22 protein-coding genes, 1 tRNA gene and 2 pseudogenes are annotated in these 21013 nt (G+C 68.1%); 16 read left to right on the plus strand and 9 right to left on the minus strand.

The features are described 5' to 3' along the window. Positions 1 to 132: pseudogene (locus IU450_RS29965) on the plus strand (IS481 family transposase); the annotation flags it as partial. A gap of 168 nt (positions 133 to 300) precedes the next feature. Here the strand turns inward: IU450_RS29965 and IU450_RS29970 are convergent. From IU450_RS29970 to IU450_RS29980, 3 genes are read right to left on the minus strand one after another with little or no spacing between them, the layout of a single operon-like run. Continuing rightward, positions 301 to 1188, minus strand: coding sequence for a helix-turn-helix domain-containing protein (locus IU450_RS29970; protein WP_195153094.1), 888 nt, complete (start codon positions 1186 to 1188; stop codon positions 301 to 303). Then, positions 1185 to 1700 (minus strand): DUF6879 family protein, encoded by a 516-nt coding sequence (locus tag IU450_RS29975; protein ID WP_195153095.1) that lies wholly within the window; start codon positions 1698 to 1700, stop codon positions 1185 to 1187. Before IU450_RS29975 ends, IU450_RS29970 begins: the two co-directional genes overlap by 4 nt. Continuing rightward, on the minus strand, positions 1678 to 2007 hold the full coding sequence (locus IU450_RS29980) for a hypothetical protein (protein ID WP_195153096.1): 330 nt from the start codon (positions 2005 to 2007) through the stop codon (positions 1678 to 1680). Before IU450_RS29980 ends, IU450_RS29975 begins: the two co-directional genes overlap by 23 nt. A gap of 193 nt (positions 2008 to 2200) precedes the next feature. Here IU450_RS29980 and IU450_RS29985 point away from each other — a divergent pair, with 193 nt between their 5' ends. From IU450_RS29985 to IU450_RS30005, 5 genes are all read left to right on the plus strand, one after another. Beyond that, a complete protein-coding gene (locus IU450_RS29985; RefSeq protein WP_195153097.1) occupies positions 2201 to 2533 on the plus strand; it encodes a hypothetical protein in 333 nt (110 codons plus the stop codon). Further along, complete coding sequence (locus tag IU450_RS29990; protein WP_195153098.1) at positions 2533 to 2700, plus strand: hypothetical protein; 168 nt, start codon at positions 2533 to 2535, stop codon at positions 2698 to 2700. Before IU450_RS29985 ends, IU450_RS29990 begins: the two co-directional genes overlap by 1 nt. Before the next feature lie 118 nt (positions 2701 to 2818). Next, positions 2819 to 3148 (plus strand): metalloregulator ArsR/SmtB family transcription factor, encoded by a 330-nt coding sequence (locus IU450_RS29995; RefSeq protein ID WP_324197878.1) that lies wholly within the window; start codon positions 2819 to 2821, stop codon positions 3146 to 3148. Between the two features lie 14 nt (positions 3149 to 3162). Next, complete coding sequence (locus tag IU450_RS30000) at positions 3163 to 3894, plus strand: cation transporter (RefSeq protein WP_195153255.1); 732 nt, start codon at positions 3163 to 3165, stop codon at positions 3892 to 3894. After that, positions 3894 to 4253: a DUF3703 domain-containing protein gene (locus IU450_RS30005; RefSeq protein ID WP_195153100.1), complete on the plus strand. Its 360-nt coding sequence runs from the start codon at positions 3894 to 3896 to the stop codon at positions 4251 to 4253. The genes IU450_RS30000 and IU450_RS30005 overlap by 1 nt, the downstream gene beginning before the upstream one ends. Positions 4254 to 4371: 118 nt before the next feature. Here IU450_RS30005 and IU450_RS30010 read toward each other — a convergent pair. The 4 genes from IU450_RS30010 to IU450_RS30025 form a co-directional block, all read right to left on the minus strand. Continuing rightward, positions 4372 to 4443 (minus strand) — tRNA-Val (locus tag IU450_RS30010). A 17-nt stretch (positions 4444 to 4460) separates the two neighbouring features. Beyond that, a complete protein-coding gene (locus IU450_RS30015) occupies positions 4461 to 4925 on the minus strand; it encodes a peroxiredoxin (protein ID WP_195153101.1) in 465 nt (154 codons plus the stop codon). 78 nt (positions 4926 to 5003) lie between these two features. After that, complete coding sequence (locus IU450_RS30020; RefSeq protein ID WP_195153256.1) at positions 5004 to 5426, minus strand: DUF3052 domain-containing protein; 423 nt, start codon at positions 5424 to 5426, stop codon at positions 5004 to 5006. Between the two features lie 126 nt (positions 5427 to 5552). After that, positions 5553 to 6110, minus strand: a complete 558-nt coding sequence (locus tag IU450_RS30025) for a hypothetical protein (RefSeq protein WP_195153102.1) — start codon at positions 6108 to 6110, stop codon at positions 5553 to 5555. A gap of 210 nt (positions 6111 to 6320) precedes the next feature. On the opposite strand from IU450_RS30025, the gene aceE reads away from it, so the two are divergent. From aceE to IU450_RS30060, 7 genes are all read left to right on the plus strand, one after another. Continuing rightward, the gene (gene aceE / locus IU450_RS30030) at positions 6321 to 9236 is read left to right on the plus strand and encodes a pyruvate dehydrogenase (acetyl-transferring), homodimeric type (RefSeq protein ID WP_195153103.1); all 2916 of its coding nucleotides are present in this window, start codon (positions 6321 to 6323) and stop codon (positions 9234 to 9236) included. An 11-nt stretch (positions 9237 to 9247) separates the two neighbouring features. Beyond that, positions 9248 to 10582, plus strand: coding sequence for a PucR family transcriptional regulator (locus IU450_RS30035; protein ID WP_228835335.1), 1335 nt, complete (start codon positions 9248 to 9250; stop codon positions 10580 to 10582). A gap of 128 nt (positions 10583 to 10710) precedes the next feature. Next, positions 10711 to 11625: an ACP S-malonyltransferase gene (locus IU450_RS30040; protein WP_195153104.1), complete on the plus strand. Its 915-nt coding sequence runs from the start codon at positions 10711 to 10713 to the stop codon at positions 11623 to 11625. A 120-nt stretch (positions 11626 to 11745) separates the two neighbouring features. Continuing rightward, positions 11746 to 12045: a meromycolate extension acyl carrier protein AcpM gene (gene acpM, locus IU450_RS30045; RefSeq protein WP_014982996.1), complete on the plus strand. Its 300-nt coding sequence runs from the start codon at positions 11746 to 11748 to the stop codon at positions 12043 to 12045. Between the two features lie 10 nt (positions 12046 to 12055). Beyond that, positions 12056 to 13306: a KasA/KasB family beta-ketoacyl-ACP synthase gene (locus tag IU450_RS30050; RefSeq protein WP_195153105.1), complete on the plus strand. Its 1251-nt coding sequence runs from the start codon at positions 12056 to 12058 to the stop codon at positions 13304 to 13306. Between the two features lie 121 nt (positions 13307 to 13427). Beyond that, positions 13428 to 14861, plus strand: coding sequence for an acyl-CoA carboxylase subunit beta (locus tag IU450_RS30055; RefSeq protein ID WP_043688958.1), 1434 nt, complete (start codon positions 13428 to 13430; stop codon positions 14859 to 14861). 201 nt (positions 14862 to 15062) lie between these two features. After that, entirely contained in the window at positions 15063 to 15548 is a 486-nt protein-coding gene (locus tag IU450_RS30060; protein ID WP_195153106.1) for a winged helix-turn-helix transcriptional regulator, read from the plus strand. A gap of 61 nt (positions 15549 to 15609) precedes the next feature. Here IU450_RS30060 and IU450_RS30065 read toward each other — a convergent pair whose 3' ends face one another. Beyond that, entirely contained in the window at positions 15610 to 16296 is a 687-nt protein-coding gene (locus tag IU450_RS30065) for a nitroreductase (RefSeq protein WP_195153107.1), read from the minus strand. A 181-nt stretch (positions 16297 to 16477) separates the two neighbouring features. Here IU450_RS30065 and IU450_RS41065 point away from each other — a divergent pair. After that, positions 16478 to 17089 (plus strand): annotated as a pseudogene (locus IU450_RS41065) (Eco57I restriction-modification methylase domain-containing protein); the annotation flags it as partial. Between the two features lie 1143 nt (positions 17090 to 18232). Here IU450_RS41065 and IU450_RS30070 read toward each other — a convergent pair. Continuing rightward, positions 18233 to 18856: a TetR/AcrR family transcriptional regulator gene (locus tag IU450_RS30070; protein WP_195153108.1), complete on the minus strand. Its 624-nt coding sequence runs from the start codon at positions 18854 to 18856 to the stop codon at positions 18233 to 18235. 226 nt (positions 18857 to 19082) lie between these two features. Here IU450_RS30070 and IU450_RS30075 point away from each other — a divergent pair, with 226 nt between their 5' ends. Then, positions 19083 to 19895 (plus strand): SDR family NAD(P)-dependent oxidoreductase, encoded by an 813-nt coding sequence (locus IU450_RS30075; RefSeq protein ID WP_195153109.1) that lies wholly within the window; start codon positions 19083 to 19085, stop codon positions 19893 to 19895. Positions 19896 to 20014: 119 nt separating this feature from the next. Beyond that, the gene (locus IU450_RS30080) at positions 20015 to 21010 is read left to right on the plus strand and encodes a GAF domain-containing protein (protein WP_324197879.1); all 996 of its coding nucleotides are present in this window, start codon (positions 20015 to 20017) and stop codon (positions 21008 to 21010) included. Positions 21011 to 21013: the final 3 nt, after the last annotated feature.

Raw genomic sequence — 21013 nt, forward strand, 5'->3', positions numbered from 1 at the left:
CAACGCACCCACGCGCTCAGCGTCTGGAACATCCACTACAACTACCATCGACCACACTCCACCGCCGGAAACCAGCCACCAGCCAGCCGCCTCCACACCGGCGTCACCAACGTCCAGGCCTCATACAACTAGGTGTCGATCTGATCAGCGAGATGGCGCTGCTGTACAGGATCTCCAAAACACGATCGAGGTCGTCGGAAGTGGCGTTTGCACGGAGTGTGGCAGCGCGAAGCTTGCCGAGCGCTGAAGGCGCGGAGTAGCCGATCGGGCTACACGCCCACCCGACCCTGGGCCCGGCACTCACTCGAGTCGCGGCGGTCGGGTCCACTCGGTGGCAGGTCTATCGCCGGCCGAGCGGCCCTCTCGCCGCTCCAGTTCGGCCGTGATCAGTTCTCGGGCCGCTTCGCCATGGGCGGCCTGCTCTGTCAGCGTGTTGAACACCTTCTCGTACAGGGCGATCTCACGGGGCTGGGTGACGGCGGACTCGGCGGTGATGGTCTCCACCAGGACCTTGCGGCGGTCGTACAGCACGAAGTCGGTGGTGCGCCGAAAGTACGGGCTGTCCGCCGGGACGATGCCGAATACGAGCCGGGGCAGCGTCATAAGGTCCAGGATGTGCCGCAACTGCTCGATCATCACCATGTCGTCGCCGACCGTCGTCCGCAGCGCCTGCTCTCCGACCAGAAGGTAGAACCGGTGCCGACCGTGGCGGAGGACCTGTTGACGTTCCATCCGCGCGGCCACGGCTTGGTCCAGGTCGCGATTGGTGTTCAGAAATGCCATGCCCGCCGCTAGGAGCGCCCGGGCGTAGTCGGCCGTCTGCAACAGCCCGTGGAAGACCTGCGGGTCGTAACCGCGTAGCAGTTCGCTCCGGTCTTCCAGGCCGTTGATCTGCCGTTGATGACTCGCGTAGCCGTGCCCGACGATGCGCCGCCACTCCATCCAGGCAGCGGAGATATTGCGCACGGTTGCCAGCAGGTCCGGATATTCCTTTTCCGCTCTGGTGATTCGGCACCACGCGGCCAGGTCGTCCTCGGACAGCGACTGTGTGCCGTTCTCGATGCGCGATACCTTCGCCGGATGCCAACCTGCTTGTTCGGCCAGCTGGTAGCCGCGCAAGCGCGCCGCCACCCGAAGGCCACGTAGTCGGGCTCCCAGGTCGCGGCGCGCCTCGCCGACGTTGGTCACTTGGCGTACTCGGCGTGCGGAATCGCTCTGGACCACAGTGCGTCCCGCCGCCGGGCGTAGTGGGCGACGATCAAGGGGTCGGTGATCGCCACCCACCCGGGCAGCGCAGCCCCGTCTGCGGTAAACACCGTGTACGCGGCTAGAGCATCATCGAACAGCCACCAATCGTCATCGGGAAGATCAGGCGGCGCGTCCTGGCGTGGTAACCACCGGATGTCTTCGCCGACGTCGATGTTTGCGGCGGTCGTGCCGACCGAGAACCGGGTGTAATCGCCGTGCGGCTCGGTGATTACCCGGACCCGCTGCACGGCACAGCCCGACCCGATCACCTCTCGCATGAGCGCGTGCCACGTCGTACTGGCCGTCGGGTCTTGCGGTTCGCCGTTCAGGAATCGCCGCACCCGGTCGGTCTCTCCGGCTACGCCGCTGTAGTCGTCGCGAACCTCCAGATGGAACGCGCGGCGATGAGTGCGGAAGACGTCCGCCAGGTCATCGAACGCCAGGTGCTGCATCGCGCCTCAACTCCGTTCCGATCGCGACCTCCACCGCCGACTCGTGGCCGGGCAACCGAATCTGTTCCAGCGCTTCGGCATCGGTGACCGGAGACCCGGTGAGTATGAATGTGCCGTGTCCGGTGTCGCGCAGCAATGCACCGAGACACGTCCCCGGAACAAGGTGCCTGATCAGGCGGTGCGGAATTTCGATGGTGCCGGTGCTGTCGGTGCTCCAGCCCTGCACCACGTACGTCCGGCGATCACTGCGAAAGAGGGTGGGCGATTGCCCGTCCGTGCTGTCGCCGCCAAGTCGTTCCAGCTTCATGGTTCCTCCAGTGGAGTGCGTGAATACCCATCATCGGCCGTACGGCTTCACCGCGCTGGACTCTTCGGCGCAATATGCCGCAATTTTCTGTTGTCGGTGAACTGCGCACGCCTAGCGTGCTTTTCAGCCCCGCCGCCGGGTTGATGCGAAGTCCTCGGCGGCGTGGCTTGCCAACGTCAGGGAGGGCAGGGCAATGGACGCGCTCGGAGTTGTCGACCTCGATTCGACATCCGACCTCGATGAGGCGCGGCGTGTGGTGCGCCGGATAGCGACCGGGCTGGGGCTCGACCTCACCGACGTGATGACGTTCCGCTCGGCCGAATCGGGCTGGATATTCCGACTGCTCACGGCCGTACACCTACTCGGTGCGCACGCGGTGATCGTGCGCGAACTCGCCGAACTACACGGGCTCGAACTCGCCGTAACCGGCGTCGCGGACCTGCACACGCAGTGGATGACTCGGCGGTACGTCGGCTACGGGCCAGGGCACACGCGGCCCTCGCGGGCGCATCTGGCGGGTGCGTGATGACCAGTGATCTGTGGGTGTGGCTCGGATTCGTCGCGGCCGTGGGCATCCCGGCGGTTGTGTTCGTCGTGGCCGTCCTGTGGCCCGAGCGTGTTCCACCGGACCGGACGGTAGAGGCGATCCGGCAGCGGATCGAGGACGAAGATGACCCGCCGCCCGCGCCCTGACCCACTTTCGCGAAGCGGGCGATCGTGCAGGCGGTCGCCAGCCCGAGGCATCGCCGGCCTTGTGGACGGAAACGATTCATTATTTTCTGAATACAGATTTGCATGTATTGTCGGTGGTGTGGAGACCTTGTCGCACAGTGATGCGCTGGCCCGCTTCGGGCACGCGCTGTCGGATCCGACTCGCACGCAGATCCTGTTGCACCTGCGGACGGGTTCGGCGTATCCGTCGGACTTGGCCGAGCGGATCGGGGTGTCGCGCCAGATCTTGTCCAACCATCTGGCGTGCCTGCGTGGGTGCGGGCTGGTGGTCGCGGTGCCCGAGGGCCGACGTAGTCGCTACGAGTTGGCCGATGCCCGCATCGGGCGGGCGTTGGGGGATCTGCTCGGGTTGGTGCTGGCGGTGGATCCGGCGTGCTGCCCGGCCGCCGATGCGGAGGCGTGCTGCTGATGGCCTCGTTGGGGATGGCCTCGTTGGGGATGCCCTCGCTGCCGTCGTCGCCGGTGATCGCGGCGAGCGGGGCGCGGCGTGCGGTGCTGTCCGGTCGAATCCGCTGGCTGGTCGCGGGCACGATCTCGTACAACGTGATCGAGGCCGTCGTCGCGCTGACCGAGGGCGCGCGGGTGTCCTCGACGGCGTTGATCGGGTTCGGGCTGGATTCGGTGATCGAGGTGTCCTCCGCCGCGGCGGTCGCGTGGCAGTTCGCCGGGCGCGATCCCGAGGCGCGGGAGAAGGTCGCGCTGCGGATCATCGCGTTCTCGTTCTTCGCGCTGGCGCTGTATGTCACCGTCGACTCGATCCGCGCTCTGGCCGGCATCGGGGAGGCGCGGCACTCGCCGATCGGGATCGGTTTGGCCGCAGCGAGTTCGGTCATCATGCCGGTGTTGTCGGCTGCGCAGCGCCGCGCCGGACGTGAACTCGGATCGGCATCGGCGGTCGCGGATTCCAAGCAGACCCTGCTGTGCACATATTTGTCGGCGGTGCTGCTGGTCGGGTTGCTGCTCAACATTCTGTTCGGGTGGTCGTGGGCCGACCCGATCGCCGCCTTGGTGATCGCGGTGATCGCGGTCAAGGAAGGCGTGAATGCCTGGCGCGGTGACACCTGCTGCCCGGCGACCGCCGCCTTGGGCGAGACCGGCGCGGCCGGGCACGACTGCGACTGCTGCGAAAACCATGCTGCCGGAAAGGACTCCTGATGCCCCGTATCTCCGACCCCGCCCGCGCTCGCTACCTCGAAGAGATGCGCGCTGCGAAAACCGCGCCCAGCGCCGAGCAGCGGTGGACCCATCTGGAACGCGCGCACATCCTGTCCCAGCCCGATCCGTGGCTGCACACCCGAAACCACGCCGCGATGTTCGTGTTAGCGGTGGGTCAACGCGACCGCCGCGAAGCCCTCGGCCAGGTCGTGCGCATCATCGTGGCCGCTCCCGGATCACTGGCGGGCCGCTACCCCGAAGGCAACACCGGCCGCGCCACGGTCGGGCTGCGCCAACCCATGCCGACCCCACCCGATCTCGCCGCCCTGCTCAACCCCACCGGGGGCGGCCACCTGTGATGCCATTGCGGGATGCCCGTTGTGGCCGCATCGGATCGAACTGGCCGATGTTCGCCCCACGGAATCATCGTGGAGCGAGCCTTCGACGCCGGCTCTGATCTTCTACGTGCATCTTCGGTGGGCGCAGAGGGGATCGAACCCCCGACCGCTGGTGTGTAAAACCAGTGCTCTACCGCTGAGCTATACGCCCGTGCCGTTACCGGCGGTTTATGAATCTAGCGCGGCGAGCGCTTTCTCCCAAGCTGCCTGGTCACGGGGCTCGCCGGGGCCGTTCATCTCGGCGAAGCGGATGTAGCCTTCGCGGTCGACGACGAACGTGCCGCGATTGGGGTAGCCGGACTTCTCGTTGAAGACGCCGTAGGCCTGGGCGACCGCGCCGTGCGGCCAGAAATCCGACAGCAGCGGGAAGGTGTAGCCCTGTTCGGCTGCCCAGATCTTGTGCGTGGGCGGCGGGCCGACCGAGATCGCGACGATCTCCGCGTCGTCGTTCTGGAACTTGGGCAGCTCGTCGCGGACCTTGCACAACTCACCCTGGCAGATCCCGGTGAACGCGAGCGGGTAGAACACGATGAGGACGTTCTTCCTCCCGCGGAAGTCCGACAGGGACACTTCCTGGTTGTTCTGGTCCTTCAGCGTGAAATCCGGCGCGAGAGTGCCAACCTCGAGCGGCATAGCGAATCCTCCATCGTGTCGGGTTTCCACCGGGCGGCCCTGTGAGACCAACCCTGGTGGAAACCATAGCGCGGTGGCTCAGCGCTGCTTCGAGGGCGCCTTGGGCTGAACCAGCCTGCTACCCGTCCACGAGCCGAGACTGATCGCCGAGGTCTGAGTCAGACCGGCGGTCGGTGCGGATTCTGCGATTTCGCTCGGCTCGACATGGCCGGGCTGTCCGGTCTTGGGGGTGAGCACCCAGACGAAACCGTCATCGGCCAGCGGGCCGATCGCGTCCATCAGTGCGTCCACCAGGTCACCGTCGCCGTCGCGCCACCACAGCAGCACAACGTCGATCACCTCGTCGGAGTCCTCGTCGACGAGTTCGCCGCCGATCGCGTCCTCGACGTCGGCCCTCAGGTCGTCGTCGACGTCCTCGTCCCAGCCCAATTCCTGGACAACCAAGCCGTGTGTAATGCCAAGCTTCTGAGCGTAGTTCTGCGCGTCCGCCGCGGCGACCACGGTGGTGTCCTCCTCAACTCCCGACAGTAGGTAGTTGCAAGCGAACATGGTTATGGGCTTCAGCGCAAGCCGATCCGGCGAAATAGGTACCGAATGTCGCGTTGCGATGGTGTGTCAAGGGCTTTCTCAGCGTTTCGGACACGAGTCGCGCACGACGTTGCGCGCATCGTTGACCCGCCTGCTGGCGTCGTTGAGCGCCGCGACCGGCGCGGTGTAGGTCATCGTTCGCGTCTCGGCGGCGAGTGCGCGGGCCGCGTTCACGTATTCTGTGAGCTTGGCCGCCAGGTCCGCGGGCAGCGCCTCCTTGGCGGAGTTCACGCCGCTCTCCACCTTGTTCGCGGCGTCCTCGAGGGTCTGCGCCGCCGCGTCGCGCTTGGCGACGTAATCGGGCGCGTTCGAATCGTGCGCGTCGACGAACTCGTTGTACCTGCTGACGCCCGCACCGGTGGTGCCGGGAAACTGGCCGCAGTTGTCGGCGATGGCCTTGGCCTCGGCCGCCGCGCGCCGGGAGGAGGTCGCGGCCGCCGACGAGGACGCCGCCTCGGTCTTGTACGCCGCCAGATCGCTCGCGTTCGGACCGGCCACGCCGTCCACCCGGTTGGCGCATCCCGCGACGACCAATCCGATGGCGACGGCTCCGGTGGCGCACACCATTCCGAACCCGCGTGGGTTCAGCAGCTTCATCGTCCTCCCGCTCCTCAGGGCTGCCACGCTCGACTCACCTTGCCTGTCGAACGGTACTGGATTTACGGCTGACATGATGATTTGGGACGCGCCATCGGCAAGGATGGATGGTGCGCCCGAACCTTTCGTAAACGGGCGGTCCGCCAACCAGCGAAACCGCCCGGGGATACCGACGCCATCAGCATGTCCACCCCTGTACGAGGAGCAGATTTGACCGACCTGATCCACTCTTCCGCGCCGGCGAAATCCGCCGGGACCAGCTCCGCCCCCGCGCCCGCCGCGAGCCGCGATCCGAACGGGTCGCACCCGCCGCAGCCGGGTGGCCGGGTGCGGGTGATCCGCGAAGGGGTGGCGTCCTACCTACCGGACATCGACCCGGAGGAAACCAGCGAATGGCTCGAGTCGTTCGATGAAATGCTCGACCGGGAAGGTCCCGGCCGTGCGCGTTACCTCATGCTCCGTCTGCTGGAGCGGGCCGGTGAACGTCGCGTCGCCATCCCATCCTTGACCTCTACCGACTACGTCAACACCATTCCCACCGAGAACGAGCCGTGGTTCCCCGGCGACGAGGAGGTGGAGCGGCGCTTCCGCGCCTGGATCCGCTGGAACGCCGCGATCATGGTGCATCGCGCCCAGCGACCCGGGATCGGCGTGGGCGGCCACATCTCCACCTACGCGTCCTCGGCCGCGCTGTACGAAGTCGGCTTCAACCACTTCTTCCGTGGCAAAGATCATTCCGGCGGCGGCGACTCGATCTTCATCCAGGGTCACGCCTCGCCGGGCATCTACGCCCGCGCGTTCCTGGAGGGCAGGCTGTCGGCCGATCAGCTCGACGGGTTCCGGCAGGAGTACAGCCACGGCGGCCCCGGCCACGGGCTGCCGTCCTACCCGCATCCGCGGCTGCTGAACAACTTCTGGGAGTTCCCGACGGTGTCCATGGGCCTGGGCCCGATGAACGCCATCTACCAGGCGCGGTTCAACCACTACCTGCACGACCGCGGTATCAAGGACACCTCCGACCAGCACGTGTGGGCGTTCCTCGGCGACGGCGAGATGGACGAGCCGGAATCGCGCGGCCTCGCGCACGTGGCGGCCATGGAGGGGCTGGACAACCTGACCTTCGTCGTCAACTGCAACCTGCAGCGCCTGGACGGCCCGGTGCGCGGCAACGGCAAGATCATCCAGGAGTTGGAGTCGTTCTTCCGCGGCGCGGGCTGGAACGTCATCAAGGTGATCTGGGGTCGCGAGTGGGACGCGCTGCTCGGCGCCGACCGCGACGGGGCGCTGGTGAACCTGATGAACAGCACCCCCGACGGCGACTACCAGACCTACAAGGCCAATGACGGCGCCTACGTGCGCGACCACTTCTTCGGCCGTGACCCGCGGACCAAGGCGCTGGTGCAGGACCTGTCCGACCAGGAGATCTGGAACCTCAAGCGCGGTGGTCACGACTACCGCAAGGTGTACGCCGCTTACGCGGCCGCGATGGCGCACAAGGGCCAGCCGACGGTGATCCTGGCCAAGACCATCAAGGGCTACACCCTCGGCAAGCACTTCGAGGGCCGCAACGCCACGCACCAGATGAAGAAGCTGACCCTGCAGGACCTCAAGGACTTCCGCGACCTGCAGCGGATTCCGATCAGCGATGCCGAGCTGGAGAAGGATCCGTATCTGCCGCCGTACTACCACCCCGGTATGGAGGCCCGCGAGGTGCAGTACATGCTCGACCGGCGCAAGGCGCTCGGCGGGTTCCTGCCCGAGCGGCGCGCGGCGGCCAAGCCGCTGAAGCTGCCCGGCGACGAGGCCTACCGGTCGGTGCGCAAGGGGTCGGGCAAGCAGAACGTGGCCACCACGATGGCCCTGGTGCGGCTGATGAAGGAGCTGCTGCGGGACAAGGAGATCGGCAAGCGGATCGTCCCGATCATCCCCGACGAGGCCAGGACCTTCGGTATGGACTCCTGGTTCCCTTCGTTGAAGATCTACAACCGCAACGGCCAGTTGTACACATCGGTCGACGCGGAATTGATGCTTGCCTACAAAGAGAGCGCCGTCGGGCAGATCCTGCACGAGGGCATCAACGAGGCAGGCTCGACGGCGTCGTTCACCGCGGCGGGCACCTCGTACGCCACGCACGGCGAGCCGATGATCCCGCTGTACATCTTCTACTCGATGTTCGGCTTCCAGCGCACCGGTGACGGACTGTGGGCCGCGGCCGACCAGCTCGCCCGCGGGTTCGTGCTCGGGGCGACCGCCGGGCGCACCACGCTGACCGGTGAGGGCCTCCAGCACAACGACGGGCACTCCCTGCTGCTCGCCTCGACCAACCCGGCCGTGGTGACCTACGACCCGGCGTTCGCGTTCGAGATCGCGCACATCGTGCGGGACGGCCTGCGCCGGATGTACGGCGGCGGCACCGCCCCGCAGGGCGCGGCTCCGCTGCCCGGCACCCATCCGCACGGCAGCGCGAGTGAGTTCGGCGGCGAGGACGTCTTCTACTACATCACCCTCTACAACGAGCCGTACCCGCAGCCGGCCGAGCCGGAAGACCTCGACGTCGCGGGTCTGCTCAAGGGCATCTACCTGTACAAGCGCGGAGGTGAGGGCGACCCGCGCGCCCAGATCCTGGTCTCCGGCGTCACGGTGCCGGACGGCCTGCGCGCACAGGCGCTGCTCGCGCAGGAGTGGGGTGTGCAGGCGGACGTGTGGTCGGTGACCTCGTGGGGCGAGCTCCGCAAGGAGGCGCTCGACAAGGAGATCGCCGCGCTGCGCAACCCGGGCGCCGATCCCGGCGTCCCGTACGTCACCGAGGCGCTGTCGCGGGTCGACGGCCCGTACGTCGCGGCGACCGACTGGATGCGCGCGGTGCCCGACCAGGTCCGCAAGTGGGTTCCCGGCGACTTCACCACGCTCGGCACGGACGGTTTCGGTTTCTCCGACACCCGCCCGGCCGCGCGACGGGTGTTCAACGTCGACGCGCAGTCCATCGTGGTGGCCGCACTCGCCGGTCTGGGCCGGACGGGCGGGATCGATCCCGCCAAGGCGGTCGAGGCGGCGGCGAAGTACCGGATCGATGACGTCGACGCCGCGCCGAAGCCCGCGGCAAGCGCCGAAGAAGAACTCGCGTAGCGGAATATTGGATGGTGGACCGTAAACCGCCGCGGCCGCGACGGATCTCCGAAGGCTCTTCCGAGCATGAGGTGTATCTGCCGACGGGCGCGCTCTCCCCGAACCGGCAAACTCGCGACCCCCTTCCGGACACGCTGCTCAAACGGGTGAAGCAGTTCTCCGGCCGCCTCTCCACCGAGGCGGTGGGGTCGATGCAGGATCGGTTGCCGTTCTTCGCCGATCTGGACGCCGCGCAGCGGGCGGGCGTGCAGATGCTGGTGCAGACCGCGGTGGTGAACTTCCTGGAGTGGCTGCAAGACCCCGACAGCGACATCCGGTTCAGCCTGGATGCCTTCCAGGTGATCCCGCAGGACCTGGCGCGGCGGTTGACGCTGCGCCAGACCGTGGACATGGTCCGCGTCGCCATGGAGTTCTTCGAGCAGTGGTTGCCCGCGCTCGCGCGCAACGACCGGCAGTTGGTGGCGCTCACCGAGGCGGTGCTGCGGTACGGGCGTGAGCTCGGATTCGCCGCCGCCTCGGTGTACGCCAGCGCCGCGGAGTCGCGCGGTGCGTGGGACACCAGGCTGGAGGCGCTCGTCGTGGACGCCGTGGTGCGCGGCGACACCGGCCCGGACATGCTGTCGCGGGCAGCGACGTTGAACTGGGATGCCACCGCACCGGCGACGGTGCTGGTGGGCACCCCGCCCGGCGAGCAGGGCGTCTCCTCGGTGGGGTCGGTGCATTCCATCGCGGCGCGGCACGGGCGGGCCGCGCTCGCGGTGGTGCAGGGCGCCAGGCTGGTGATGGTCGTCTCCGGGCACCTGGGGGAGACCTCGCATGTCTCCCCGTTCCTGGCCGACCTGCTCGCCGAGGTGTTCTCGGACGGTCCGGTGGTGATCGGGCCGACCACCCGCACCCTGGGCGCGGCCCACGCCAGTGCGGTGGAAGCGCTGGCCGGAATGGAGGCCGTGGTGGGCTGGCGCGGTGCGCCGCGGCCGGTGCACGCGGCGGAATTGTTGCCGGAACGCGCTTTGTTGGGTGATCGAGCTGCGATCGACGCGCTGAACGAGTACCTTGTCCTACCGTTGGCCGCGGCGGGGTCGTCGCTGGCGGACACGCTCGATGCCTATCTGGATTGCGGTGGAGCTGTCGAGACGTGTGCGCGTCAGCTGTACGTCCATCCAAATACGGTTCGGTATCGGCTCAAGCGCATCGCCGAGATCACGGGCCGTGATCCGATGAATCCTCGGGACGCCTACGTGCTACGGATTGCCGCCACAGTAGGTCGTTTGACACGAACCCGTAACGAATCGTCAACTTCTGCCCCAGAGGACGCTCGAGTCCCTATCGGTCACGCGGGGCTGTAACGCATCCGTCGAATCGGTCGATTCGGACAGCCCACGTGGACTTTTGTGGGACCCCCACAAAAGCGCCTCCGAACCTTCATTCGCGTCGACATCTCGTGCGGCCCGCCTCACAGTGTTTTCTTAGAGGCGTGATCGCGTTGTTCGCCCCTGGACAGGGCTCCCAGACACCCGGCATGCTCGCGCCCTGGCTCGACCTTCCCGGCGCGAACGAGCGCCTCACGCTGTGGTCCAAGGCCTCCGGCCTGGATCTGGTCCGTCTCGGTACCACCGCGACGGCCGAGGAGATCACCGACACCGCCGTTACCCAACCGCTGGTGGTCGCCGCGGCGCTGCTCGCGTTCGCGGAGATCTCGCAGGACGCGCTTCCGGCCGCTACCATCGTCGCCGGGCACTCGGTCGGTGAACTCGCCGCCGCCGCGGTCGCCGGAGTCATCTCCGCCGACGACGCGGTCCGGCTGGCCGCAATCCGCGGAGCGGAGATGGCCAAGGCGTGTGCACTGGAGCCGACCGGTATGTCCGCGGTGCTCGGCGGCGACGAAGCCGCCGTGCTGGAACGGCTCACCGAACTCGACCTCGTCCCGGCCAACCGCAACGCGGTGGGCCAGATCGTGGCCGCGGGTCGGTTGGACGCTCTCGCCGAGCTCGCCGCGAACCCTCCGGAGAAGGCCCGGGTTCGCGCGCTGCCCGTCGCGGGCGCCTTCCATACGGCGTTCATGGCCCCGGCGCAGGATGCTGTGACCGATGCCATAGCGAAGATCACGCCGAACGAGCCGACCAGGACCCTGCTCTCGAACTTCGACGGCAAGCCGGTCACGTCCGGACAGGACGCGATCGACAAGCTCGCCGCGCAGGTCACCCGGCCCGTTCGCTGGGATCTGTGCACCGAAACCGTCCGGCAGGCCGGCGTTTCGGCTGTGGCGGAACTGCCGCCGGCGGGCACCCTCGTCGGCATCGCGAAGCGGGAGCTGAAGGGCACGCCCACGCTGGCCCTGAAGACCCCGCAAGACCTCCCCGCGTTGGCTGAACTGACCGTGTCCGGCTAGCTTTCCTCCGCGACCATGCATTCAGATGCGAGGTCGTGACCGAGAGGCGGTAACTATTACCGCGCTCGATCCGAAAAAAACCAGTAGAGCCCTACAAAGTATCAAGAAGGGAGCCACGAAGTGGCCGCTCTGACCCAGGAACAAATCGTCGAGGAACTCGGCAAGATCATCGAAGAGGTGACCGGTATCGAGCCCTCCGAAGTGACGATCGAGAAGTCCTTCGTCGATGACCTGGACATCGACTCGCTGTCCATGGTCGAGATCGCGGTTCAGACCGAGGACAAGTACGGCGTGAAGATCCCCGACGAGGATCTGGCCAGCCTGAAGACGGTCGGCGACGCCGTCGCCTACATCCAGAAGCTCGAGGCCGAGAACGCTGACGCGGCCGCGGAGCTCAAGGCCAAGTTCGACGCCGAGTAGGGCCGAAACAGTGACCACTCCTTCCACCTTGAACGGGAATTTCCCCAACGTCGTCGTAACCAGCCTTGCGGCGACCACGTCGATCGCGGGTGACGTCGATGCGACGTGGAAGGGACTCCTCAACGGCGAGAGCGGCATCGACGTTCTCGAGGATTCCTTCGTCGAGGAATACGACCTTCCGGTCCGCATCGGCGGCCACCTGAAGGTCCGGCCCGACACTCTGTTGTCTCGTGTCGAATGCCGGCGCATGGCGTACGTCGAGCAGCTCGCGACCGTGCTCGGTCGCGAGGTGTGGCGGAACGCAGGCAGCCCGGAAGTCGACCCGGAACGGCTCGGTGTGGCCATCGGCACCGGATTAGGGGGCGGCGACGCCCTCATCGATTCCGTGGACAAGCTGAAGAACGGCGGCTATCGCAAGATTTCGCCGTTGGCTGTGCAGATGGTCATGCCGAACGGCCCGTCGGCCGTTGTCGGTCTCGAACTGAAGGCCAGGGCAGGAGTGGTCACTCCGGTCTCGGCGTGCTCGTCGGGCTCCGAGGCCATCGCCAATGCCTGGCGCATGATCGTCATGGGTGACGCCGACATCGTCGTCACCGGTGGCGTCGAGGGCTTCATCGACGCGGTGCCGATCGCCGCGTTCACCATGATGCGCGCCATGAGCACCCGCAACGACGATCCGAAGGGCGCCTCGCGTCCCTTCGACAAGGATCGCGACGGCTTCGTCTTCGGCGAGGCGGGTGCGCTGATGGTCATCGAGACCGAAGAGCACGCGAAGGCCCGCGGCGCGACCATCCACGCGCGACTGCTCGGCGCAGGCATCACCTCCGACGGCTTCCACCTCGTCGCGCCCGATCCCACGGGTGACGGCGCCGCGCGGGCGATGACCAGGGCGATGCAGTCCGCGGGTCTGACCAAGAAGGACATCGCGCACATCAACGCGCACGCGACCGCGACGCCGATCGGCGACACCGCCGAGGCGAACGCGATCAACAAGGCCGTGGGCAACCATGCCTCGGTGTACGCGCCCAAGTCGGCACTCGGTCACTCGATCGGCGCCGTCGGCGCCCTGGAGTCCGTGCTGACCGTGCTCAGCATCCGCGACGGCATCGTGCCGCCGACGCTGAACCTGGAGAACCAGGACCCGGAGATCGACCTCGATGTGGTGAAGGGCGAAGCTCGCCGCCAGGAGATCGAATACGCGATCAACAACTCCTTCGGATTCGGTGGGCACAATGTGGCGCTCGCCTTCGGTCGGGCATAGCCGCGCGATCGACTGCACACGATCCCGGCGGGGTCGGCCATTCGAAGTGGCCCGGCCCCGCCGTGGTTCGACATACGCAGCCGCAGCAGCGGCACACTCATCGAGGTGAGGAGACCACGCGATGACAATCATCGCTCCCGCGTTGCATCAAGAGACGGCGACCGACCCGCGCGATCCGCTGGGTCGACTCCAGCGCTTCTTCGATCCCGGGACCATTCTTCCGCTCCATCCGCGTGACAAGTCCGGCGTGCTCGCCGCCATCGGCGAGGTGGACGGCGTCCGCACCGTCGCCTACTGCTCCGACGCCACCGTCATGGGCGGCGCGATGGGCGTGGAGGGCTGCAAGCACATCGTCGACGCCATCGACACCGCCATCGGCTCCGGCGTCCCCGTGGTCGGCCTGTGGCACTCCGGCGGCGCCCGCCTGGCCGAGGGCGTCGAGGCGCTGCACGCGGTAGGCCTGGTCTTCGAGGCCATGGTCCGCGCGTCCGGCCTGGTGCCGCAGATCTCCGTGGTGCTCGGCTTCGCCGCCGGTGGCGCCGCCTACGGCCCGGCGCTGACCGACATCGTGATCATGGCTCCGGAAGGCCGCGTCTTCGTGACCGGCCCGGACGTGGTGCGCAGCGTGACCGGCGAGCAGGTGGACATGGCCACCCTCGGCGGACCCGCGACGCACGGCAAGAAGTCCGGCGTCACCCACATCGTGGCCGACGACGAGGCCGACGCGCTGCATCGCGCACGCCGGCTGGTGTCGATGTTCGCCGAGCAGGGCGAGTTCGACCTGGTCGCGGCCGAGCACGGCGACGTGGACCTGAAGGCCCTGCTGCCGGAATCGGCCAAGCGCGCCTACGACGTCAAGCCGATCATCCACGAGCTGCTCGACAACGTGGACGGCGAGTCGTCGTTCGAGGAGTTGCAGGGGCTGTACGCCCGCAGCATCGTCACCGGTCTGGGTCGCCTCGGTGGCCGCACCGTCGGCGTGCTGGCGAACAACCCGATCCGGCTCGGCGGCTGCCTGAACTCCGAAAGCGCGGAGAAGGCAGCGCGTTTCGTGCGGCTGTGCGACGCGTTCGGCATTCCGCTGATCGTGGTCACCGACGTGCCGGGTTACCTGCCCGGTGTCGGCCAGGAGTGGGAAGGCGTCGTGCGGCGTGGCGCGAAGCTGCTGCACGCGTTCGCCGAGGCGCGCGTTCCGCGGGTCACGCTGGTCACCCGCAAGATCTACGGTGGCGCCTACATCGCGATGAACGCCCGCTCGCTCGGCGCGACGGCCGTCTACGCGTGGCCCGGTTCCGAGGTGGCCGTCATGGGCGCCAAGGCCGCGGTCGGCATTTTGCACAAGAAGGCTCTCGCGGCCGCGCCGGAGGAGGAGCGCGAGGCGCTGCACGAGCGGCTCACCGCCGAACACGAGCGCATCGCGGGCGGCGTGGAGCGCGCCATCGCGATCGGTGTCGTCGACCAGGTCATCGACCCGGCGAAGACCCGCAGCACCATCGCCGCGGCACTCGCCGCGGCTCCGGCCCGCGCCAGCCACCACAAGAACATTCCGCTCTGATCGACCCACTGAAGCGGGCCACGGCACTGCCGGGGCCCGCTTCGCGTTTCCGGGCCTCCCGCAGCGGCGCGGCGCTGATCGCGCTCGCCCGGTCGAGTGGTGAGCCGATTCGGTGGTGTGGTGGGGTGTCCTCGGCCGAGGCGGCCGAGATCGTGAGGCTTCACGGGGCGAGCTCGGGGGAGTGGTCGGTAGCATCGGGAGGTGCGCTACGAAGAACTGGCCGACGTGCCGTGCTCGATCACGCGCCCCCTCGTGATCTTCGGTGATCGCTGGACTCTGCTCATCCTCAAGTCTTGCTTCTCCGGCATCCGGCGGTTCAACGCGTTTCAGAGCACGCTGGGCATCTCGCGCAGCAGGTTGCAGGATCGCCTGGACCGGCTGATCGACAACGGCATCCTGGTCAAGCAGAAGGCCGCCGTGGGTGCGCACGAGGAATACCGGCTCACGCCCAAGGGCCACGACATCTACCCGATCCTGCTGGCCATCCGTGATTGGGGCGATGCCTACATGGCGCCCGAAGGGCCGCCGGTGCGCTACAGCCACCGCGAGTGCTCGGGGGAGGCGCACGTCAAGCTCGAATGCGATACGTGCGGAAGCGAACTCACCGCCCGAGAGGTCACCCCGGAGCCGGGACCGGGCTTGCTGAACGTCACCGGCGCCGAGGCCACCGCGAACAGCACACGCTAGAAATCGTCGCAGCGGCGCATGCCGTGTGGGCGTGACCCCGCCGGGCGAGGTCGCGCGGGAATCAGTCGGCGAACCAGGTGGCGACTTCCTCGGGCTCGGCCCGGGCGGTGCGGAAGCCGTTGACGGGATGGTCGAGGTCCGGGTACCCGAACGAGATCCCGGCCACGACCTTGCGGTGGTCCGGAATGCCGAAGTACTCCCGGATGAAGGGGGAGTACGAGGCCAACGCGGCCTGCGGCGCCGCGCCGAGACCGAGGCTCTGTGCGCCCAAGAGGAAACTGCCGATGTAGAGGCCGCAGTCGACCGCCCCGTAGACGCCCAGGTCCGCTTCGCTGGTCACGATCGCCACGTGCGGCGCGTCGAAGAGTTCGAAGTTCCGCACCGCCTGCCGCATGGTCTTCTCGTGGTCGCCTTTGACGATGCCGACGCTGTCGTAGAGTTGCTTCCCGCATTCGCGCCTGCGGTCGCGATACACCCCGGTGTACTGGCCGGGAAACGCGAAATCCGGTGCGGGCGGGGCGGTCGCGATGTGTTCGACCAGTTCCTTCCGGAAGCGATCGGTGCCCGCGCCCTCCGTCACCACGACCTGCCACGGTTGGGTGTTGCACCACGACGGCGTCCGCTGAGCCAGCCGCAACAGGGCACGGATGGTGTCGCGCTCGACGGGCTGCGCGCGGAACTGCCTGCAGGTCCACCGTTCATCGAGCACCCGGGTCAGCGCCGTGAAGTCGTCGGTCGTCACTGTCATTCCCCCGCCTCCTTTGTCAGTCTTATTTCGAGACCAAAACTAGCATCGAACACTCCCGCGCGAAAGCCGGGCGGCCGCACGCTCGCCGAGGACGGGCGCGTCGAGCGCGACGCGCGCAGCCGTGTGATCCGGTTGTCCGCGTTGCGGCAATCGGCGCGGCGGGACGAGGCAGAATCCCGATATGGCGTCCGAAGCCCCCGCCGCGCGGGACCGCAAACGGCACGGCAGGCATTACACGCCCCCGGCGCTGGCCCGGTTTCTCGCACAGCGGCTGTTACGCCATGTCGAGCCCTCGGAGGGCGCCCTGCGCGTGCTCGATCCGGCCTGTGGTGACGGCGAGCTGCTGTTCGCGGTGCATCACGAGGTCGCGGCGCGGTTCCCGGGCATCCGGCTGGTACTGACCGGCTACGACCTCGATGCCCGAGCGCTCGCGGTCGCCCGCGAACGCGCCGGTGCGGAAAGGATCGCAGCGCGCTGGCACCGAGCCGACTTCCTCGCGGTCGAATCCCGGCTCGCGGACGCCTCGTTCGACGCGGTGATCACCAACCCGCCGTACGTGCGCACCCAGCAGCTGGGCGGATCGACCGCGCAGTTGCTGAGCAAGCGCTTCGGCCTGCGCGGCCGGATCGACCTGACCCATCCGTTCGTCGCGACGCTGCCTCGGTTGCTGACCTACGAGGGCGCACTGGGGTTGTTGTGCGCCAACCGCTTCCTGACCACCAAGGCGGGCGCGAACATCCGGCGGCTGCTGCTGACCGACCTGGCGCCGGTCGAGCTGTACGACCTGGGGGACACCAAGCTCTTCACCGCCGCTGTCCTGCCCGCGATCACCATCGCGCGCCGCGCGAGCCACCGCGACGGCTGCCGCTATGTCTCCGCCTACCAGGTCAGCGGCGGAACACCCGGTGCGAAGACGCTTTTCGAAGCGCTTGCCGACGCGGACGGCTCGATTGTCGAGTTCAACGGCCGGACCTTCGCCGTGGAGGTCGGCGAGTTGGTGACGGCGAGGCCCAGCGACGATTCCGTGGCTCGGGCCGGCGAGAGTTCGACCGCCCGCGCGGCGACACGCGGCGGGCAGGCGCAGGGGGCGAATCGCCGGGACGTGTCCCACGAACCGGATGTCGCGTGGCGGATGTCGCACGACGCGGTCGATGCCTGGTTGACGAAGGTAGCGGCGGCGACCTGGCGCAGTTTCGGTGACCTGGCACGTATCCGGGTCGGCATCAAGACGACCGCCGACCACGTGTTCATCTCCGACCGCTGGGCCGAAGCGCGACCATGCCCCGAACCGGAATTGCTGCTCGACCTGATCACCCACCACGACCTCGCGCCGTGGCGGACTGTCCGCGCCCGCGACGTGCGCGTGCTGTATCCCTACGACCTGGCCCGTTCGCGCCGGACGCCGATAGATCTGGCCGAGTTCCCCGACACCGCCGCGTATCTGCTGTCGCATCGGGAGACGCTGGCCGGGCGTCGCTACGTCGTAGAGAGCGGTCGCCCCTGGTACGAGATCTGGGTTCCGCAGCGCCCGCACTTGTGGCGCGAGCCGAAACTGGTGTTCCCGGACATCAGCGACCGTCCGCGTTTCGCGCTCGACAACTCGGGCGCGGTGGTCAACGGCGACTGCTACTGGATCTCGCTACCCGATCTGTCGGATGTGCCCACCGAGGCGACGCGCTTGGCGTATCTGCTGATGGGCGTGGCCAATTCGGCGCTCGGGCTGCGGTTCTACGACGCGGTGTGTGGCAACCGGTTGTACTCGGGCAGGCGGCGCTGGATCACCCAGTACGTGTCGCGGCTGCCGGTGCCCGATCCGGCGGCCGCCCCGTCGGCGGGGGTGATCGACCTGGTGCGCGAGTTCGTGCAGGGCCGGGCGCCGGACCCGGCGGCGCAGGCGGAACTGGACGAGCGGGTGGCCGCCGCGTTCGGCGTACGGTTACGCGTTGACCCGGACCCCGACCATCGGCAGCAGGGTGCGGCGGGCGAACTCGCGCGCGGCGCTCTGGTCGCTGACCGGGATCAGGCCGTCGGGGGTGAGGGCGAGCGAGAGCGCGAGCCTGGCCATGATCTCGGCGACCAGATCGGCGTCGAAGTCGTGCGTGCCACCGGCCTCCCGTAGTCCGCGCAGCTTCTCGGCCAGGTAGTCACGGCCGACGGCCAGTATCGGTCCGGCTTCGGTGGTGAGGCGGGGCAGGATCAGGTCGGGTTCGGTGCGCAGCAGCCTGCGCAGCAATTCGTTGCCCGCGATGGCGCGGATGAACGCGACGAAGATTTCGACCAGCTGATCGTCGGTGCCGGAGACGGCGTGCACCTGCTTGTCGATGGCGGCGACGAAGCGTTGCGCCTCCCGGACGCTGACCGCCTCGACGAGGTCGTTCTTCGATTCGTAGCGCCGGTACAGCGTGGCCGGGCTGATTCCCGCGCGGCGGGCGATCTCGCCCATGCTGGTTCGCTTGATGCCGAAGTCGAGGAATGCCGAGAGCGCGCTTTCCAGGAGCTTTTCCCCGTCGGCGACCGGCTTCTCCAGAATGCGCTGCAGTATGGGTGAGACGGTTGGCATCGGATCTCCAGTGGTTTCGGCGGCGGTGGCCGGCCCGTGGCCGGTAGGCGCGGCATCGCGACGGGTGCGGGCGGGACGTCCATTATTTCATCGGTTCCGCACGGTGTGATCGGGCATTGCCCAACCGCGCCGTCCTCGGACAACAGGTCGCGTGTCCAGATTCGACTGACTAGCCTGTGGTTGGCGTCCGGCCGCACCATCGGCCGGTGCGGAAAGGGGTTGGGCCATGGGGTATTTCGCGGATCGTGTCGTGGCGATCACCGGTGCGGGCTCGGGTATCGGCCGGGAATTGGCCGTGGCGTTGGCCGGTGCGGGGGCATCGCTGGCGCTGTCGGACAAGTCGGCGGATGCCGTCGCCGAGACGGGCGTGTTGTGCGCCGCCGCGGGCCGGGAGCCCGAGGTGAGCACGGTGGACGTCACCGACCGCGCGGCCGTGTTCGGGTACGCGGAGCGGACCGTCGCGCGGTTCGGGCGGGTCGAGGCGTTGTTCAACAACGCGGGCATACTGCATGTCGGCAGCGTGCTGGAGTCACCGTTCAGTGACTTCGAACAGGTGATGGCCGTCGATTTCTGGGGTGTGGTCAACGCAACCAAGGCGTTCCTGCCGCATCTGCTGGCCGCCGATCGCGCGCATGTCGTGAACATGTCCTCGGCCTTCGGATTGGTGGCGGTAGCGCGGCACGCGCCGTACAACGCGGCGAAGTTCGCGGTGCGCGGCTTCACCGACTCGCTGCGCCAGGACATGCGGGCGGCGGGCGGCAACGTGCGGGTCACCGGCGTGTACCCCGGCGGCGTGCTCACCGGGATCGCCCGCTCGGCGAGTGTCGCGCCGGGTGTCGACGCGGCGCAGGTGGTGCGCCGGTTCGAAGGGCGCGTGGCGCGGACCGGTCCGGCCGCGGCGGCGCGGACCATTCTGCGCGGGGCGGCGCGCGGCGAGGCGAAGGTCCTGGTGGGACTGGACGCCGTCGTTGTGGACCTGGTCACAAGAATCGCCGGGTCGTACCACGAGAAGGTGCTGGACATGGTATTCCGTTCCTGACCGCGCGCAGGGTACGCGGTCACGGATGGGAATGACGAAATGATAACTGGCCGAACGTATCTCACGTTATGGTGGACGGCCGCCGCGCCGCATCGGGACGGCACGCCGAGGCGCGAGCGGTGACGAAGTGGATTCTCCTGGAGTGTTTTTCGGGTTCGCCGGGGCGAGTGATCGCCGTGGGGTCCACGCCGAAGTCGTTCGTGCCGCTGACCAACATCGTGCGCAATCCGCTGTCGCTGGCCGACGCGGAGTCGGCGCTGCGGCGGGTCTGCGTCACCGGTGCGCCGGTCGCGCGGGCCTCGGACGACGGCAGGCGCACGGTGCGGGCCGAGCCGCTGCTCATCGCGCCGGGGCAGGCGCACGCCGTACGGGTGTGGGTGGGCCCGGCGCAGGAGCCGGTCGCCGCCACGGACCCGATGGGCGCGTGGTACTTCGATCTCACGACCAACCGCTCGGTGCGCAGCGACGACCTGCTGGACCTGTACGGCGTCGCGCCGCACAACCGCGCCGCCGAGCTGGCCATCGCCAGCGCGTTCACCCGGCTGGTCACCAACCGTGACGAGAGCGAGGCGCTGGCCAAGATCGTCAACTCGGCGCCGGGCACCGAGCACCAGGCGGTCTGGACCATCCGGCGCGACGACAACGCGCTGCGGGCCGGCCATTTCGCCTGCCGGATCGTCGCCGAGCCGGACGACTCGGGCATGCGGCACGTGCTGCTGCGCGGCGTGACCCAGGACATCGGCGCCGCCACCGCGGTCTCCGCGGCCCCGCCGCCGACGATCCTGGAGTACGCCGTGCTGGAAGCCGCCACCGAGCCGGGCGAATACCGCGCGATCGTCAATCTGCGCTCGTTGCGGCTGATCCGGTGGATCGGCGCGCCCATGCCGGAAATCGCCTGGGAGGACCTTCCCTGGCAGCCGAGACCGCAGATCCATCCGGACGATCTGGCCACCGCGCAGACCATGTCGCGCGAGCTGGCGCGGCATCGCACCGAGGGGACGGTGCGCTTGCGCCGACTCGACGGTGGTTGGCAACGGGTACGGGTACGGGCCGCGCTGATGGCGCTGGATCAGCACACCACGGCCGGACTCGCCACGGTCACCGCGGCATCATGAACC

The sequence above is a fragment of the Nocardia abscessus genome (assembly GCF_015477775.1).
GTDB classification, from domain to species: domain Bacteria; phylum Actinomycetota; class Actinomycetes; order Mycobacteriales; family Mycobacteriaceae; genus Nocardia; species Nocardia abscessus_A.